The sequence below is a fragment of the Geodermatophilus sp. SYSU D01105 genome (genome assembly GCF_054050095.1).
Genome location: NZ_JBJGYR010000006.1, coordinates 1 through 17183, shown reverse-complemented (window position 1 = coordinate 17183; position 17183 = coordinate 1). Strand labels below are relative to the sequence as shown.

10 protein-coding genes are annotated in these 17183 nt (G+C 73.3%); 5 read left to right on the top strand and 5 right to left on the bottom strand.

The annotated features are described in order from the left end of the window. The first annotated feature begins 17 nt into the window (after window positions 1–17). The 3 genes from ACI79I_RS06895 to ACI79I_RS06885 are packed head-to-tail and all read left to right on the top strand — an operon-like array spanning window position 18 to window position 3077. Entirely contained in the window at window positions 18–1496 is a 1479-nt protein-coding gene (locus ACI79I_RS06895; RefSeq protein WP_456991557.1) for a phytoene desaturase family protein, read from the top strand. Between the two features lie 47 nt (window positions 1497–1543). After that, complete coding sequence (locus ACI79I_RS06890; protein ID WP_456991556.1) at window positions 1544–2068, top strand: MarR family winged helix-turn-helix transcriptional regulator; 525 nt, start codon at window positions 1544–1546, stop codon at window positions 2066–2068. Window positions 2069–2111: 43 nt separating this feature from the next. Next, entirely contained in the window at window positions 2112–3077 is a 966-nt protein-coding gene (locus ACI79I_RS06885) for a tetratricopeptide repeat protein (protein WP_456991555.1), read from the top strand. Between the two features lie 28 nt (window positions 3078–3105). Here the strand turns inward: ACI79I_RS06885 and ACI79I_RS06880 are convergent, their stop codons facing one another. The 5 genes from ACI79I_RS06880 to ACI79I_RS06860 form a co-directional block, all read right to left on the bottom strand. Next, window positions 3106–4518 carry a neutral zinc metallopeptidase gene (locus tag ACI79I_RS06880; RefSeq protein WP_456991554.1) on the bottom strand — a complete coding sequence of 471 codons (1413 nt, stop codon included), beginning with the start codon at window positions 4516–4518 and terminating at the stop codon, window positions 3106–3108. Between the two features lie 167 nt (window positions 4519–4685). Beyond that, window positions 4686–7607: a 1,4-alpha-glucan branching protein GlgB gene (glgB, locus tag ACI79I_RS06875; protein ID WP_456991553.1), complete on the bottom strand. Its 2922-nt coding sequence runs from the start codon at window positions 7605–7607 to the stop codon at window positions 4686–4688. Window positions 7608–7661: 54 nt separating this feature from the next. Then, complete coding sequence (locus ACI79I_RS06870) at window positions 7662–9032, bottom strand: maltokinase N-terminal cap-like domain-containing protein (protein WP_456991551.1); 1371 nt, start codon at window positions 9030–9032, stop codon at window positions 7662–7664. Continuing rightward, complete coding sequence (treS, locus tag ACI79I_RS06865) at window positions 9029–10885, bottom strand: maltose alpha-D-glucosyltransferase (RefSeq protein WP_456991550.1); 1857 nt, start codon at window positions 10883–10885, stop codon at window positions 9029–9031. Before treS ends, ACI79I_RS06870 begins: the two co-directional genes overlap by 4 nt. Window positions 10886–10930: 45 nt before the next feature. Beyond that, entirely contained in the window at window positions 10931–12964 is a 2034-nt protein-coding gene (locus ACI79I_RS06860) for an alpha-1,4-glucan--maltose-1-phosphate maltosyltransferase (RefSeq protein ID WP_456991549.1), read from the bottom strand. Between the two features lie 143 nt (window positions 12965–13107). On the opposite strand from ACI79I_RS06860, the gene glgP reads away from it, so the two are divergent. Both glgP and ACI79I_RS06850 read left to right on the top strand, forming a co-directional pair. Beyond that, window positions 13108–15657, top strand: coding sequence for an alpha-glucan family phosphorylase (glgP, locus tag ACI79I_RS06855; RefSeq protein ID WP_456991548.1), 2550 nt, complete (start codon window positions 13108–13110; stop codon window positions 15655–15657). 143 nt (window positions 15658–15800) lie between these two features. Beyond that, on the top strand, window positions 15801–16793 hold the full coding sequence (locus tag ACI79I_RS06850) for an FHA domain-containing protein (RefSeq protein ID WP_456991547.1): 993 nt from the start codon (window positions 15801–15803) through the stop codon (window positions 16791–16793). The last annotated feature ends 390 nt before the right edge of the window (window positions 16794–17183 follow it).

Sequence of the window (17183 nt, the reverse complement as noted above, 5' to 3'; positions counted from 1 at the left end):
GAGGGCACGATGGCGGGGTGAACGGGAAGCCGGACGCCGTCGTCGTCGGAGCCGGACCGAACGGACTGGCCGCGGCCCTCCGGCTGGCCGCCGCCGGCCTGCGGGTGCAGGTCGTGGAGCAGGCCGAGCGACCCGGGGGCGGCATGCGCACCGAGGAGCTGATCCGCCCGGGCTTCCGCCACGACGTCTGCTCGATCGTGCAGCCGATGGCCGCCGCGGCGCCGTTCTTCCGCGAGTTCGACCTCGCCAGCCGGGGGGTCCGGCTGGTCCACCCCGAGGTCAACTTCGCCCACCCCCTGGACGGGGGACGGGCTGCGGTGTCGTACCGGTCGCTGGAGGAGACCTCCCTGGCGCTCGGACCGGACGGACCGGCCTACCGCCGCCTGTTCGAGCCGCTGGTCGAGCACGGGACCGACGTCGTCGACTTCTTCCTGACCAGCCGGCTGCGGCGGCTGCCCACGCGCAGCGTCGGGCCGATCACGAAGTTCGGCCTCAACGGGCTGCCCAACGTGCGGTGGCTGGCGCACCGGTACTTCGAGACCGAGGAGGCCCGGGCACTCCTGGGTGGCGCGGCCGCACACGGGATGCTCGACCTGACCCAGCCGCTGACCTCGGCGCTCGGGATGCTGCTGACCATGCTGTCCCACCACGTCGGCTGGCCGCTGATCGAGGGCGGGTCGCAGGAGCTGGCCGACGCGATGGTCACCGCGCTCGAGCAGCAGGGCGGCGAGGTCGTCACCGGCCACCTGGTCACCGACCTGCGGGAGTTCGACGGGGTGCCGGCCGTGCTGCTGGACACCACGCCCGAGGCGTTCGTGGACATGGCCGGCGACCGGGTGCACGAGGGCTACCGCCACTGGGTGTCGCGCTACCGGCACGGTGCCGGCGTCTTCAAGGTCGACTGGATCCTGTCCGACCCGGTGCCCTGGACCGATCCCGACGTGCGCCGCGCCGGGACCATCCACATCGCCGGCACCCTCGACGAGACGATCGCCGGCGAGCGGGCACCCAACCAGGGGCGGCTCACCGACCGCCCGTACGTCCTCGCCGTGCAGCCCACGGTCCCGGACCCCTCCCGGGCGCCCGAGGGCGGGCACGTCTTCTGGGCCTACGTGCACGTGCCGCACGGTGCCGACGTCGACATGACCGCGGCCATCGAGGACCAGGTGGAGCGCTTCGCCCCCGGGTTCAAGGACACGGTGGTGGAGCGGGCCACGAAGAACGCCGTCCAGATGGAGGCGTGGAACCCCACCTACCTGGGCGGGGACATCTCCAACGGCCAGGCGACGCTGCGGCAGATGCTGGCCCGGCCGGTGCCGCGGTGGAACACGTACAAGACGCCGGTGCGCGGGACCTACCTCGCCTCGTCGGCGACGCCGCCGGGTCCCGCCGTCCACGGGGCCTGCGGCGACAACGCGGCACAGGTGGCGCTGCGGGAGGTCTTCGGCCTGCGGCACGTGCCGCCGCTGCGCCCCGCCCCACCCGCCCTCACCTGACGCCGACCCCCGGGAGCCGCGGACGGCGGGCCGGTAGCGTCGCCGGCATGGTCCGACCGCTGGGGTTGCCCTTCGATCCCATCGAGCGCGCCGGCGAGACGTGGGAGCAGCGTTTCGGCCCGGCCGCGGCGATGCGCGCCGCCACGTCGGTGTTCCGCGTGCAGCAGATCCTGCTCTCCCGCTTCGACGAGGCCCTTCGGCCGCACGGGCTGACCTTCGCCCGGTACGAGGTGCTGGTGCTGCTCACCTTCAGCCGCACGGGGGAGCTGCCGCTCAAGGTGATCGGCAGCCGGCTGATGGTGCACCCGACCAGCGTCACGAACGCGATCGACCGGCTGGTGGCGGCCGGCTTCGTCGACCGCCGTCCCAACCCCGCCGACGGCCGGGGGGTGCTGGCCGGCATCACCGACCGTGGCCGGGCCGTCGTCGAGGTGGCCACGGCGGCCCTCACCGCGCTCGACTTCGGGCTCGGCGACCTGCCAGCGGCCGAGCTGGACACGCTGTTCGACATCCTCAAGCGCGTCCGGCTGGGCGCCGGCGACGTGGCCGACGTGGAGCCGGCGGTGCGCTGACCACGCCCGACACCGCTCGCCGCGCGGTGGGATGATCGAGGTCATGCAGCCTTCTCGCCCCGGACGCCCCGACCCGCGCGCGCAGGCCCAGCAGGCCCAGCTGGCCGCCTCACTCGCCGGCGCGGTCGACCTCGCCGCCGTCAAGGCCCGCTCCGAGGCCGCGGCCCGCGCCCAGGCCGCACCCCCGCCGAGCGCGGCCGCCCCGGCCGGCGCGCCCGGCGCGGCCGTCGTCGACGTCACCGAGGCCACCTTCCAGGCCGAGGTGCTCGACCGCTCCTTCCAGGTGCCGGTCGTGCTGGACCTGTGGGCCGAGTGGTGCGGGCCGTGCAAGCAGCTCTCACCCGTGCTCGAGCGGCTGGCCGCCGAGGGCGGTGGCTCCTGGGTGCTGGCCAAGGTCGACGTGGACGCCAACCCCGCGCTGGCCCAGGGCCTGCGGGTGCAGGGCATCCCGGCGGTCAAGGCCGTGTGGCAGGGCCAGCTGGTCGCGGAGTTCACCGGCGCCATCCCCGAGGAGCAGGCGCGGCAGTTCGTCACCGAGCTGGTCCGGGCCACCACCGGGGGCGCGGTGCCGGGGGCGGGGGACGAGGGCGCCGAGGTCGACGACCCCCGGCTCGACGCCGCCGAGGCCGCCCTCGAGCGGGGCGACCTGGCCGCCGCCGAGGCCGCCTACCAGGCGATCGTGGACGCCGAGCCCGACCACCCGGTCGCGGGCCTCGCGCTGCGCCAGGTCCAGCTGTTCCGCCGCGCCGACGAGGCCGGCCCCGACGCGCTGGCCGCCGCCGACGCCGCTCCCGACGACGTGACGGCGCAGACCCGCGCCGCCGACTTCCTGCTCGGTACCGGGGACGTCGAGGGTGCCTTCGCCCGGCTGCTCGACGTCGTCCGCCGGACCGCCGGGGAGGACCGCGACCAGGCCCGCAAGCACCTGGTGGAGCTCTTCGGGGTCGTCGGGGACCAGGACCCCCGGGTCGCCGACGCCCGGCGGCAGCTCACCCTCGCCCTCTACTGAGCGGGGCCGGCTGACGGCGACGTCGCGGTCAGCCGACCCCGACGTCGCACACGCCGGCGCCCTCGAGGAACCCGCCGCGGAACAGGTCGACCAGCTGGAACCCGGAGACGTCGACCTCCCCGAGCACCTGCGGGTCGTTGCCGTACTCGAGCAGGAACTGCACGCTCTCGTCGAGGTCGCCGGGGGAGATGACCACGTTGGTCAGCTCCTGGTTGTAGACCTGCGCGCTGTACCAGCCGGCCAGGCAGACCGCCGAGCGCAACGCGTCCTGGCCTTCCGCGGGCAGCCCCAGCTGGTCCCGGGCGGCCAGCGCGTAGGGGATGGCCACGGCGGTGGGGACGGCGTAGTCGCCCAGCTCCTCGTAGGCCGGGCCGGCGAGGTCGGCCTCGTCGTAGCCGACGAGGCCCCCCTCGGAGCCGCCCTCCCCGGGCGGGCAGTACACGAGGTCGACGTCGTCGGCGGCGCACGACGGCGCCGACCCGTCGAACCCCTGCAGCTCCGGCGCGGTGAACCGGTCGTCGAACACCTCGGTGAAGGCGCGCCCCCAGAACTCCGGCAGTGAGGTCTCGACGATCGAGACGATGGTGCCGTAGGGCGCGTTGCCGCCGCTGAGGAAGTCCTCGTCGCTGGTGAACTCGCCCTGGGTGAAGACGCGGTCGGGACCGAACCGGTCACGGCAGGCCGTCGGGCCGTCGTCGAACCCCTCCTGGAAGGCCGAGACGCGGTCGAAGTAGGAGCCGTGCGCCTGGTCCTCCCTGCGGCTGGTCCCGACCGGGTCGCGCAACTGCAGGTAGCCGCGCAGCAGCTCGTCGAGCTCGGGCTCGCGGATGCGGGAGTGCTCGGCCTCGCCGGCGGCGACCCACGCGGTCCAGGCCCCGGCGAAGCAGTCGGCCTGCGTCTCGGTCGCGATGGACGCCTGGGGGTAACCGACCCGGGCCTGGACGGCGTGCCCGAACTCGTGCGCCATGACCAGTGCGGGGATGAACCGCCCGTAGCCGTTGGCGAGCTCGCCGAGGAAGGCACGGTCGTAGGTGATCGAGTCGGAGTTCGGTGTGTTCGGCGCCTGGCAGTAGAAGGCGTTGCCCTCGACCTCGCTCGGGTCCGCGGCGCAGCCGACCCCCTGCGGGTAGACGCCGGGGTCGATGTCGCCGGGGTCGACGCTGAAGTAGCCGCCGGTGAGCGGCGTGAACCGGGTGCCGAAGACGTCGGGGAACTGGTCGGTCCAGAACTGCTCGAGGTCGGCCAGCGCGTTGCGGGCGAGGACGTCGATGGGGGTGTCGGTGGCGCCGACGACGGTGACCGCACCGGGGTCGGCGTCGTCGGGCAGGGGCTGTGCCGCGGTCGGCCGGCCGAGCACCACGACCGAGCACCCGGACAACAGGAGCAGGGCGGTCGCGGCCAGCAGGGCCACGACCGCCCGGCGCGAGGGGAGGGCAGCCATGTCCCCGGCATCGTCTCATCGCGGCGGCGCCGCCGCAGGGGAGTCCGTCCCGGGAGTCCGCCCCAGACGCCGAGGTCGCGGGCGGTGCCGCTCATGCGGGAGCCGTCCCGGACGCAGCGAGGGGCCGGACGGCGCCCGCCGTCCGGCCCCTCGCTGCGTCCGCTCCCTCAGCCCTCGTGCACGAACCAGACGGTGGCCAGCGGCGGCGCCGACAGGGTCGCGGAGCAGGGCTGGCCGTGCCACGGCTCCTCGACCGCCTCGATGCCGCCGAGGTTGCCCACGCCGGACCCGCCGTAGCCCTCCGAGTCGGTGTTGACCACCTCGCGCCAGAACCCGGGCCGGGGCAGCCCGATCCGGTACCCGTGGTGCGGCATGCCGGCGAAGTTGGCCACGCAGGCCAGGGCCTGCCCGGTGCCACCCGCCGCGCCGTCGACGTCCCGGCTGCCGTAGCGCACGAAGGACAGCACGTTGTTCGCCGAGTCGTTGGCGTCGATCCACTGGAAGCCGGCGGGGTCGACGTCCTGCGACCACAGCGCCGGCAGCTCCTTGTACCGGGTGTTGAGGTCGGTCACCAGGGACAGCACGCCGCGGTGGGCGGGGTCGTCGAGGTGCCACCAGTCCAGCGACCGGCTCTCGGCCCACTCGGCGTCCTGGGCGAACTCCGAGCCCATGAACAGCAGCTGCTTGCCCGGGTGGGCCCACATGTAGGCCAGGTAGGCCCGCAGGTTGGCCAGCTGCTGCCACCGGTCGCCGGGCATCTTCCGCAGCAGTGAGCCCTTGCCGTACACGACCTCGTCGTGGCTGATCGGCAGCACGTAGTTCTCGGAGTACGCGTAGATCATCGAGAACGTCATCTGGCCGTGGTGGTAGCTGCGGTGCACCGGCTGCTTGGTCATGTAGCCCAGCGAGTCGTGCATCCAGCCCATGTTCCACTTGAACCCGAAACCCAGGCCGCCGAGGTGGGTGGGCCGGGTGACGCCGGGCCAGGCGGTCGACTCCTCGGCGATGGTGACCACGCCAGGGACCTCGCGGTAGACCGTCGCGTTCATCTCCTGCAGGAAGGCGACCGCCTCCAGGTTCTCCCGCCCGCCGTGCACGTTGGGCACCCACTCGTCGCGGGAGTAGTCCAGGTAGAGCATCGAGGCCACCGCGTCGACCCGGACGCCGTCGACGTGGAACTCCTTGCACCAGAACAGGGCGTTGGCGACCAGGAAGTTGCGCACCTCCGAGCGGCCGAAGTCGAACACGTAGGTGCCCCAGTCCAGCTGCTCACCGCGCCGCGGGTCGCCGTGCTCGTACAGCGGCGTGCCGTCGAAGCGGGCCAGGGCCCAGTCGTCCTTCGGGAAGTGCGCCGGGACCCAGTCGACGATGACCCCGATGCCGGCCTGGTGCGCCCGGTCCACGAGGTACCGGAAGTCGTCCGGGCTGCCGTACCGCGCCGTCGGGGCGTAGTAGGAGGTGACCTGGTAGCCCCAGGAACCGCCGAAGGGGTGCTCGGCGACCGGCATGAGCTCGATGTGGGTGAAGCCGGCCGAGACGACGTAGTCGACCAGCTCGTCGGCGAGCTCCCGGTAGGACAGGCCCTGCCGCCAGGAGCCGGCGTGCACCTCGTAGATGCTCATGGGCCGCTGGTGCCAGCCGCCGCGGGCCCGCTCGCTGAGCCACTCGTCGTCGGCCCACTCGTGCGTGGACTCGGTGACGACCGAGGCGTTGAGCGGGGGCACCTCGGTGGCGAAGGCCAGCGGGTCGGACTTGTGCCGCCACACGCCGTCGCGGCCGAGCACCTGGTAGCGGTAGCGGGTCCCGACCGGGACACCGGGGATGAAGATCTCCCAGACGCCGGAGGAGCCCAGCGACCGCATCGGGTAGGCGCGCGCCTCCCAGTAGTCGAAGTCGCCGGTCACCCGCACGCCCTGGGCGTTGGGCGCCCAGACCGCGAAGGAGACGCCCTGGACCTGACCGCGGGGGGTGTCGTAGCGGCGGACGTGCGCGCCGAGCACCTCCCACAGCCGCTCGTGCCGGCCCTCGCGGATCAGGTGCTGGTCGAGCTCCCCGACCGTCGGCAGCCAGCGGTAGGGGTCGTCGACGACGAAGGTGTTGGTGCTCCCCTCGCCGTCGGAGTAGGTGACGTCGAGCCGGTAGTCCCCGGGCTGCCCGGGCAGGGCGGCCTCGAAGATGCCGCCGGCGTGCACGTGGTGGGCGTCGTACCGGGAGCCGTCCTCGTCGACCACGACGACGGAGACCGCGTCGGGCCGCAGGGTGCGCACGACCCAGCCGGTGCCGGCCGGGTGGGCGCCGAGCACGCTGTGCGGGGCGTAGGACCACCCGTCCACGATGGCCCGCAGCTGTTCCTCGGTGACCCCCTGGACCGACGGCTGCCCGCCCTCGCCGATGGTGGTGTCCTCGGCGACCACGTCGGCGAGGGAGGGGTCGTCGCTGGTGACCTCGCCGCCGGTCGAGCCCCCGGCCGCGCCCCCGGTCGCGGCGCCGTCGGCCACCGGCTCGGTGACGACGCTGCCGGACGTGCCCGCGCGCTGCGCGATCGCGGTGTCGTGGTCGTCGGGGACCTGCGGGGTGCTGGGCTCGTCGGGGGAGGGGCTGGGCGGCTCGGGCTGGGGTGCGGGTGCCCCCGAGGGGCTGCCCGGCTCGGCGATGGGCGCCGGGGCCACCACGGGGGCCGCGGTGCCGCCCTGCTCGGCGACCACCTCGGCCTGCGCCGCCTTCTTCCGCGGCGCGCGCTTGGTGGTCTTCTTCGCCGGAGCCGCGTCGTCGACGGCCGCCGCGCCGTCGGCCACGGCCGCTGCGGCCGTCTTCTTCGCGGTGGTCTTCTTCGCCGTCGTGCTCCTGGCCGCCGTGGTCTTCTTCGCCGCAGGGGCCTTCTTGGCCGCGGGGGCCTTCTTGGCGGCCGCGCGCTTGCGGGCCGGGGCGTTGACGACCGGCCCGCCCTCGGCGGCCTCGGCCTGCGCGGTCTTCTCCTCGACGACGGCCTGCAGCTCCTCCTTGGTGGCCGGTGGCCGATCGCCGGAGTCGACGGTCGGCTCGGTCGCGCCGGTGGCCCTGTCCTCGGTGGTCCCGTCGGGGGATGTCATCGCGTCGCCGTCCTCTTCCGTGCCGGTCTGTCGGTGGTCTCAGGGGTGCGCGCGTCAGCCCGCGGCGGTGAGCCGCGACAGCGACTGCAGCGGGATCATCAGCCAGTGCGGGCGGTTGCGCGCCTCGTAGACGCACTCGTAGACGGCCTTGTCCGCCTCGAAGGCCCGCAGCAGGGGGGAGTCGCCGCAGGGGTCCATGCCGCTCGCCGCCGAGTACCCGGCGCAGAACGCGCTGCGGTTGCGCTCTGCCCACTCCTGCGCACGGTATGCGCGCTGCGGGTCGCCGGGCTGCTCGACGAGCATGTGACGTGCGGCGTAGTCGAAGCTGCGCAGCATCCCCGCGACGTCGCGCATCGGGCTGTCGAGCTCGCGGCGGGCCGCCAGCGGCCGGGCCGGCTCGCCCTCGAAGTCGAGCACGATCCACCCGGTGGCGGTGCGCAGCACCTGGCCGAGGTGCAGGTCGCCGTGCACCCGCTGGCGGACGACGGTCTCGTCGGCACCGGCGACGGCGGCGTAGACCGCGCGCAGGCCGTCGGCGTGCTCGGCCAGCTGCGGGACGACGGCGATGGCCGCCTCCAGCCGCTCGGTCATCTGCTCGGCCACGGTGGCGAACCAGCCCGCGTCGGCGGTCTCGGTGGGCAGCACCTTCGCCAGGTCGGCGTGCACCGAGGCGGTCGCGGCGCCGAGCCGCTCGCTGTCGGCGGCGAAGTCCCCGCCCACCTCGTCGGCGTGCAGGTCGCCCTCCGCGTAGAGGTCCCGCACGCTGGCGGTGGCCAGCCGCCACCCGTCGCTGGCGTTGGGCACGAACGTCTGCAGCATGGCGACCGTGGCCGGCTCCACCGACGGGTCGGGGTCGTCGATCTCGATGTGGCCCAGCAGCGGCGCGATGTGCGGGTTCTGCGTCTTGCGCAGCGCGTCGTGGATCTCGACGTCCGGGTTGAGCCCGGGCTCCAGCCGGCGGAACAGCTTGAAGATCGCCTCCTGGCCGTAGACCAGCGAGGTGTTGCTCTGCTCGGTGGAGACGATGTCGCCGGGCAGGCCCTCGGGGATGTAGGCGACCCCCGCCGGGTGGAAGTGCATCGGCCCGATGGTGGAGGCGTTGACCAGGTGGATCAGCCACGGCGTGGTGGCGTCCCGGTCGCGCATGGCGTCGTAGGCGTAGTTCTCCCGGTCCTTGCCGGGCACCGCCCCGAGGAACGCCGCGCTGAGCTCCTCGGTCGGGTGCTCGCGCCAGGACAGCGGCACCAGGTAGGTCTCGACGACCCCGTCGGTGTAGGTGACGCGGACCCGGTGGACCGACAGCACCGGGTCGGCCTGGTCGAGCAGGAAGCCCTCCTCGGTGACCTCGGCCCACTCCCGGCCCTTGCCGCCGAACCAGCGCTGGTGGGGCATCCACTCGCGGAGCAGGTCGGTGAGTGCGCTCATCGGGGTCCTCCTGGGCTCGGGGGGACGTCGGTGCCGGTGCGGGTGTCGCTGTCGCCGTGGATCTCCTCCGCAGCGGTGACCACCCCGGCCGCCAGCAGGGACTCCGCGACCGCGCTCGAGGCGGTGCTCTCCCAGTCCTCGGGTTCCTCGGCCGCAGGCTCGGCCGGCCGGCTCAGCTCGAACCAGTAGAAGCCGTGTCCGGCGAGGGTGAGCATGTAGGGCAGGACGCCGATCTGCGGGAACTCGACCCGGCCGGTCAGCTCGACGGGGGTGTAGCCCTCGAAGCGGCGCAGGTCCAGCTCCACCGGCTGGGGGAACCGGGACAGGTTGTTGACGCACAGCACGATGTCGTCGCCGAACTCGCGCACGAAGGAGAGCACCGTCGGGTTGCGCGAGCCGACCTCGGCGTAGCTGCCCAGGCCGAAGGTCGGGTGCTCCTTGCGCACGCGGATCATCTGCCGGATCCAGTGCAGCATCGAGTTGGTGTTGCGCAGCTGGGACTCGACGTTGGTGACCTGGTAGCCGTACACCGGGTCCTGGTTCAGCGGCAGGTACATCCGCTGCGGGTCGGCCGTGGAGAAGCCGCCGTTGCGGTCGGGGGTCCACTGCATCGGGGTGCGGACGCCGTCGCGGTCACCGAGCCAGATGTTGTCGCCCATCGCGATCTCGTCGCCGTAGTACAGGACCGGCGAGCCGGGCAGCGACAGCAGCAGCGCGTTGAACAGCTCGAGGGTGTCCATGTCGTTGTCGAGCAGCGGCGCGAGCCGACGACGGATGCCGATGTTGGCCTTCATGCGGGGGTCCTTGGCGTACTCCGCCCACATGTAGTCCCGCTCCTCGTCGGTGACCATCTCGAGGGTCAGCTCGTCGTGGTTGCGCAGGAAGATGCCCCACTGGCAGTTGCCGGGGATGTCCGGCGTCTGGGCCATGATCTCCGAGATCGGGAAGCGCTGCTCCCGCCGCACGCCCATGAACAGGCGCGGCATCACGGGGAAGTGGAACGCCATCTGGCACTCGTCGCCGTCCTCGCCGAAGTACTCGACGACGTCGGCCGGCCACTGGTTGGCCTCGCACAGCAGGACCCGGTCAGGGTAGTCGGCGTCGACGACCTTGCGGACCTGCTTGAGGAACTCGTGGGTCTTGGGGAGGTTCTCGCAGTTGGTCCCCTCCTCCTCGAACAGGTAGGGGACCGCGTCGAGCCGGAAGCCGTCGATGCCCAGGTCCAGCCAGAAGCGCAGGGCGTCGATGATCGCCTCCTGCACCCGCGGGTTCTCGAAGTTGAGGTCGGGCTGGTGGGAGAAGAACCGGTGCCAGAAGTACTGCTTGCGCACCGGGTCGAAGGTCCAGTTGGAGCTCTCGGTGTCGACGAAGATGATCCGCGCGTCGGGGTAGCCGGTGTCGTCGTCGGACCACACGTAGAAGTCGCCGTAGGGCCCGTCGGGGTCGCTGCGGCTGGCCTGGAACCAGGGGTGCTGGTCCGAGGTGTGGTTCATGACGAAGTCGATGATCACGCGGATGCCCCGGGCGTGGGCGGCGGCCAGCAGCTCCCGGAAGTCCTCGATGTCGCCGAACTCCGGCAGCACCGCGGTGTAGTCGCTGACGTCGTAGCCGCCGTCGCGCAGCGGTGAGGCGAAGAAGGGCGGCAGCCACAGGCAGTCGACGCCGAGCCACTGCAGGTAGTCGAGCTTGTCCATCATGCCGCGCAGGTCGCCGACGCCGTCGGCGTTGCTGTCGGCGAAGCCGCGGACGAGCACCTCGTAGAAGACGGCGCGCTTGTACCACTCGGGGTCGGTGCCGGGCGCCGGCAGCGTCGACGCGACCGCGTCGGGGAGGTCAGGGACAGGAACGGTCATCGCAGGGAGTCGCCCTCGATCTCGTGCAGTGTGCGGGTGGGGGAGTCAGGCCACCGGCGGCGGGACCTGCACCGGCCGGTGGTGGGTGATCGAGAAGACGTGCGCCGGCTCCCGGTGCGGGTCGAGCTCGACGTAGTTGAACTGGCCCCAGTCGTACGAGGCGCCGGTCAGCTCGTCGGTGACCGTGAAGCGCTCGTGCCAGTCCAGGCCGAGCACCGGGAGGTCGAGGGCCGTCGTCCCGATCTGGGTGTTGTGGCTGTCGAGCGCCACGACCACCAGGACCGCGTCCTGCGAGCCGGGGTCGGTCTTCGAGAAGCAGATCAGGTTCGGGTTGTCCACGGCGTGGAACCGCAGCGTGCGCAGCTGCTGCAGGGCCGGGTGGGCGCGGCGGACCTCGTTGAGCCGCCGCAGGTAGGGCGCGAGGCTGTGCCCGGACGCCTCGGCCCCGGCGTAGTCCCGCGGCCGGAGCCGGTACTTCTCGCTGTCGAGGTACTCCTCGCTGCCCGGCCGGACGGCGACGTGCTCGAACAGCTCGTACCCGGAGTAGACACCCCAGGTCGGGCTCATCATCGCGGCCAGCACGGCGCGGATCTTGAACATCGGCGGGCCGCCGTACTGCAGCGACGCGTGCAGGATGTCCGGGGTGTTCACGAAGAAGTTCGGCCGCATGTAGTGGGAGTTGGTGGCCAGCTCGCGGCCGTAGTCCTCCAGCTCCCCGCGCTCGGTGCGCCAGGTGAAGTACGTGTAGGACTGGGTGAACCCCAGCCGGGCGAGCTGGTGCATCATCGCCGGGCGGGTGAACGCCTCGGCCAGGAAGAGGACGTCGGGGTCGGTGCGCTTGACCTCCCAGATCAACCAGTGCCAGAAGTTCAGCGGCTTGGTGTGCGGGTTGTCGACGCGGAAGATCCGCACGCCGGCGTCCATCCACACCCGCACGATCCGCAGCACCTCGGCGTAGATGCCCTCGGGGTCGTTGTCGAAGTTGATCGGGTAGATGTCCTGGTACTTCTTCGGCGGGTTCTCGGCGTAGGCGATCGTGCCGTCGGGCTTGGTGGTGAACCACTCGGGGTGGCTGGTGACCCACGGGTGGTCCGGCGCCGCCTGCAGGGCCAGGTCGAGGGCCACCTCCATGCCCAGCTCGCCGGTCCGCCGCACGAACTCCCGGAAGTCCTCCATCGTGCCGAGCTCCGGGTGGACGGCGTCGTGCCCGCCCTCGGCGCTGCCGATGGCCCACGGTGAGCCGACGTCGTCCGGGCCCACCTCGTTCGGGTTGCCGCCCGGGAACAGCGGCGTGTTCGGGCCCTTGCGGTTGACCGTGCCGATCGGGTGGATCGGCGGGAGGTAGACCACGTCGAAGCCCATCCCGGCGATCGCCGGCAGCCGGTCGGCGGCGGTGGCGAAGGTGCCGTGGGTCGGCCTGTCGCCGACCACGGGCCCGGTGGACCGCGGGAAGAACTCGTACCAGGAACCGAACAGCGCCCGCTGCCGGTCGACCCACACCTCGTACCGCGGCCCCTGGGTGACCAGCTCCCGGACGGGGTGCTCGTACAGGTACTCCTGCAGCCCCTCCGCCAGCGCGGGCGCCACGCGGGCGGGCACGTCGAGGGAGGTGTCACGCAGCGCGGCGGCCGCGTCGGCCAGCCGCTGCTTCCACTCCCCGTCGGCCCCGGCGGTCACCCGGTCGAGCAGCCGGGCGCCCTCCTCCAGGTCGTTGGCGAGCTCGCCGGCGCCCTGACCGGCGGCGATCTTGACCTCGACCGCGTGGTGCCAGGTCGCCAGCGGGTCGCTCCAGGCCTCCACCCGGAAGCTCCAGCGCCCCTCCCGGTCGGGGACCACGGTGGTGATCCAGCGGTCGGGCTCCGGGCCGAACCGGACCATCCGCCGCAGCGGCTGCTCCTCGCCGTCCGCGCCGGGCGGGGTCCACACGACGTTCGCCGCGACGGCGTCGTGGCCCTCGCGGAACACGGTGGCGGTGATCGGCAGGTGCTCACCGACCACGGCGCGGGCCGAGAACGACCCGCAGGACACGACGGGGGCGACATCGGTGATGCCGAGACGGAGGTCAGCGCGGCCAGTCATCCCGGCCACGCTATCGAGGTCCCGGCCTGCGGGCACATCGGCGGCGGAGCCCTCCTCCGGGGCGGGTGTGCGGCGTGCGACGCGGGCCGGGGCACACCCCGCGGCACCCGGTGGCGCGGGGGTGCCCTGGTTAGTCTCGGGCGGTGCGCGCTCTCCGCCGGTTCACCGTCCGGGCCTCGCTCCCCACGGAGCTGATGCCGCTCTCCCAGCTGGTGATGAACCTCCGCTGGTCCTGGCACCCGGAGACCCGGGACCTGTTCGAGGCGCTGGACCCGCAGCTGTGGCTGCGCTGCAACGGCGACCCGGTGAAGGTCCTCGGCGAGGTCTCCGCCGAGCGGCTGGCCACCCTCGCCCGGGACCGCCGGTTCCTGCGCCGGCTGCAGGACGTCGTCGACGACCTGCAGGACTACCTGTCCGGCCCGCACTGGTACCAGTCGCTGGGCGCGGACGCCCCGGCCTCCGTCGCCTACTTCTCCGCCGAGTTCGGCATCACCGAGGTGCTGCCGCAGTACTCCGGCGGCCTGGGCATCCTGGCCGGCGACCACCTCAAGGCCGCCTCCGACCTCGGCGTCCCGCTGATCGGGGTGGGCCTGCTCTACCGGGCCGGCTACTTCGAGCAGGGCCTCTCGCCCGACGGCTGGCAGCTGGAGCACTACCCGTCGCTGGACCCGCACGGCCTGCCGGTCAAGCTGCTGCGCCAGCCCGACGGGTCGGCGGTGGTCATCACCGTCCCGTTGCCGGAGGGGCGCACGCTGCACGCCCACGTCTGGCGCGCCCAGGTCGGCCGCGTGTCGCTGCTGCTGCTCGACAGCGACATCGAGGAGAACACGCCGTCGGAGCGGCTGGTCACCGACCGGCTCTACGGCGGCGACGAGGACCACCGGCTGCGTCAGGAGATGCTGCTGGGCATCGGCGGGGTGCGGGCCCTGCGGGCCTACTGCCAGCTCACCGGCACCCCGGCGCCGGAGGTGTTCCACGCCAACGAGGGCCACGCCGGGTTCCAGGGCGTCGAGCGGATCCGCGAGCTCACCGAGTCCCACGGGCTGTCGTTCCCCGAGGCGCTGCAGGCGGTGCGCGCCGGCACGGTGTTCACCACGCACACCCCCGTGCCGGCCGGCATCGACCGCTTCCCGCGGGCGCTGATCGAGCGCTACTTCGCGGGCTTCGGCGTCCCCCTGGACCAGCTGATCCCGCTGGGCGCCGAGGAGGACCCGAGCAAGTTCAACATGGCGCACATGGGCCTGCGCCTGGGCCAGCGGGCCAACGGCGTCAGCCGGCTGCACGGGCACGTCAGCCGCTCGATGTTCCGGGGCCTGTGGTCGGGCTTCGACGAGGGCGACGTGCCGATCACCTCGATCACCAACGGCGTGCACGCCCCGACCTGGACGGCGCGCGAGCTGGTGGAGCTCGGCACGCAGACGACCGGCCAGGGCGACCCGGTCGAGGTCGAGGGCGAGGTGCACTTCGACGGCGTCGACCGCATTCCGTCCGGGGAGCTGTGGAGCACCCGGCGGCTGCTGCGCGGCCGGCTGGTCGACGAGGTGCGCCGCCGGCTGCGGGCGACCGCGCTCGCCCGCGGGGCCGCGGAGTCGGAGGTGGGCTGGACCGACAGCGCCTTCGACCCCGACGTCCTCACCATCGGCTTCGCGCGCCGGGTGCCCTCCTACAAGCGGCTGACCCTCATGCTGCGCGACCCCCAGCGGCTCAAGGCCCTGCTGCTCGACGACCAGCGGCCGATCCAGCTGGTCATCGCCGGCAAGAGCCACCCGGCCGACGACGGTGGCAAGCAGCTGATCCAGCAGATGGTGAAGTTCGCCGACGACCCGGAGATCCGGCACCGCATCGCGTTCCTCCCCGGCTACGACATCGGCATGGCCCGCTACCTCTACTGGGGCTGCGACGTCTGGCTGAACAACCCGCTGCGCCCCCTCGAGGCCTGCGGCACGTCCGGGATGAAGGCCGCCCTCAACGGCGGGCTGAACCTCTCCATCCGGGACGGCTGGTGGGACGAGTGGTTCGACGGCCAGAACGGCTGGGCCATCCCCACCGCCGACGGCGTCGCCGACCCCGACCGGCGGGACGAGATCGAGGCCCGGGCCATCTACGAGCTGCTCGGCAACCAGGTGCTGCCGCGCTTCTACGAGACCGACCGAGACGGCGTCCCCACCCGCTGGGTGGAGATGGTGCGGCACACGCTGCGCGAGACCGGCCCCAAGGTGCTGGCCACCCGCATGGTGCGCGACTACGTGCAGCAGCTGTACGTGCCCGCGGCCGGCTCCGCCCGCGTGATGGCCGAGAGCGGCTACGGCCCGGCCCGCACCGAGGCGAGCTGGCGGGCGCAGGTGTCGGAGAACTGGGGCACCGTCCGGGTCGCCCACGTCGAGGCCACCGGCGCCGGGGACACCCCCGAGATCGGGTCGACGCTGGCGCTGCGGGCGGAGGTCGAGCTGCCCGGCCTCACCCCCTCGGACGTGGAGGTGCAGGCGGCCTACGGCCGGGTCGACGACGCCGACGGGCTGCACGAGGTCACCACGCTGCCGATGCGGCACGAGCACACCGACGGCTCCCGGCACTGGTTCACCGCCACGCTGCCGCTCGAGCGCCCCGGGGCGTTCGGCTACACGGTGCGGGTCCTCCCGCACTCCGCGCACATGGCCGACCCGGCCGAGCTGGGACTGGTCACGACCGCCTGAGGAGGACCCCCGCAGGACCTCCCCGAGGCGACTCGAGGCACATCCGCCCCGCGGGTCGCACGAGCACCGGGAGCGTCGCGACGATCCGGCGTGGCGGCGTTCCCGGTCCGCCCCCGCGTGCCTGAGGTCATTAGGCTTGCGCCATGCCCGACCGCTGTGAAGTACTGCCCGGAGACTCCGTCGTCGCTCGACGGGGAGGCGGTCTGCTCTGGGTCGACGCGCCGGGGGCGCCCGCTCTCGTGGCCGCCCTCCACGCCTGCCTGGGGGTCTCCGGCCCCGGCGCCGAGCGCGTGCTGGGCGCCGTGGCCGGCCAGGTCGCCGCGCTCGGCGGCGGCTCGTCCTCCTTCGCCCTGGTCCTGGTCGACACCGCCGGCGGCACCGGCACCGGCGTGGCGCTGTGGTCCGGCAAGGGCCAGCCCGCGGTCGACGGCGTCCCCGTGTCGGGCTCGTCGGTCGACGGCTGCACCCTCGCCAGCGGCTTCCACCTCGGCCAGACGCTCTACGTCGGCCCCGGCCAGCCGGTCCCGTCGATGCCCCCGGGTGTGGCCTACGACCTGGTGGAGGGGACCGTCCCCGGCTCCGGCGCGATGCTGCAGCTGGCCGCGGTCGCCCACCCGTCGACGGCCGCCGTCCCGCAGTCGAGCCCCTCGCCGTTCTCCGCCGGCACCGACGCCGGCTTCGGCAGCGCCGGGGCGTCCACCGGCTCCTCCGGGTTCGGCGCCACCGCGGCCCCGTCCCGGCAGGACGACGAGGGCGGCGAGGCGACCGCCTTCTGGAAGCCCGAGCCGGCCGCGGCCCCGATCCTGCGGTTCGACGACGGCCTGGTCGTGACCGTCGACGAGGACCTCGTCCTCGGCCGCCGTCCCGACAACCACGAGCTGGTCACCGGCGGGTCGGCCCGTCCGGTGCCGATCGCCGACACCCAGAACGTGCTGTCCTCGGCGCACGCCGCCATCCAGCGCAACGGCCGCGAGGTGTCGCTGGTCGACCTCGGCTCGCTCAACGGCACGCACGTGGCCGGCCCCGAGGCGACCGAGTGGACCCAGCTCGAGCCCGGCGTCGCGCACCCGCTCTCCGACGGCGACCGCCTGCTGCTGGGTTGGACGGTCATCACCTTCGAGCAGCAGCCCGACTGAGTCACTGCGGTCCTCCGGACCGCACCACGGCCACGTGCCGTCCCCGACCGGCGTGGAGCCGCTGCGCGTGTCCCGGTCGGGGACCCTGCGGGCCCCGCGACCGGTCCACCGCGGCCACGTGCCGTCCCCCGACCGGCGTGGAGCCACTGCGCGTGTCCCGGTCGGGGACCCTGCGGGCCCCGCGACCGGTCCACCGCGGCCACGTGCCGTCCCCGAGCCCCGGGTCCCCGTGCGGATCCGGGGCTCTCGGCGTTCGGACTGTCCGCGGTCTTGCGGTCCTCTCCCCGCTCCTGCGCCCGTGCGCCACCGCAGGAGCGAGCGGGAGACCGCAACAGAGGCGCGGCGCGGGGACGCCCGCGCTCCTCGTGCGGTGCGGGTCCTGCAGGACCC

Bases quoted from the DNA above. Each gene is read 5' to 3' on its own strand.
- ACI79I_RS06890 (WP_456991556.1), top strand. From the start codon at position 1,544: ATGGTCCGACCGCTGGGGTTGCCCTTCGATCCCATCGAGCGCGCCGGC.
- ACI79I_RS06885 (WP_456991555.1), top strand. From the start codon at position 2,112: ATGCAGCCTTCTCGCCCCGGACGCCCCGACCCGCGCGCGCAGGCCCAG.
- ACI79I_RS06880 (WP_456991554.1), bottom strand. From the start codon at position 4,518: ATGGCTGCCCTCCCCTCGCGCCGGGCGGTCGTGGCCCTGCTGGCCGCG.
- glgB (WP_456991553.1), bottom strand. From the start codon at position 7,607: ATGACATCCCCCGACGGGACCACCGAGGACAGGGCCACCGGCGCGACC.
- ACI79I_RS06870 (WP_456991551.1), bottom strand. From the start codon at position 9,032: ATGAGCGCACTCACCGACCTGCTCCGCGAGTGGATGCCCCACCAGCGC.
- treS (WP_456991550.1), bottom strand. From the start codon at position 10,885: ATGACCGTTCCTGTCCCTGACCTCCCCGACGCGGTCGCGTCGACGCTG.
- ACI79I_RS06860 (WP_456991549.1), bottom strand. From the start codon at position 12,964: ATGACTGGCCGCGCTGACCTCCGTCTCGGCATCACCGATGTCGCCCCC.
- ACI79I_RS06850 (WP_456991547.1), top strand. From the start codon at position 15,801: ATGCCCGACCGCTGTGAAGTACTGCCCGGAGACTCCGTCGTCGCTCGA.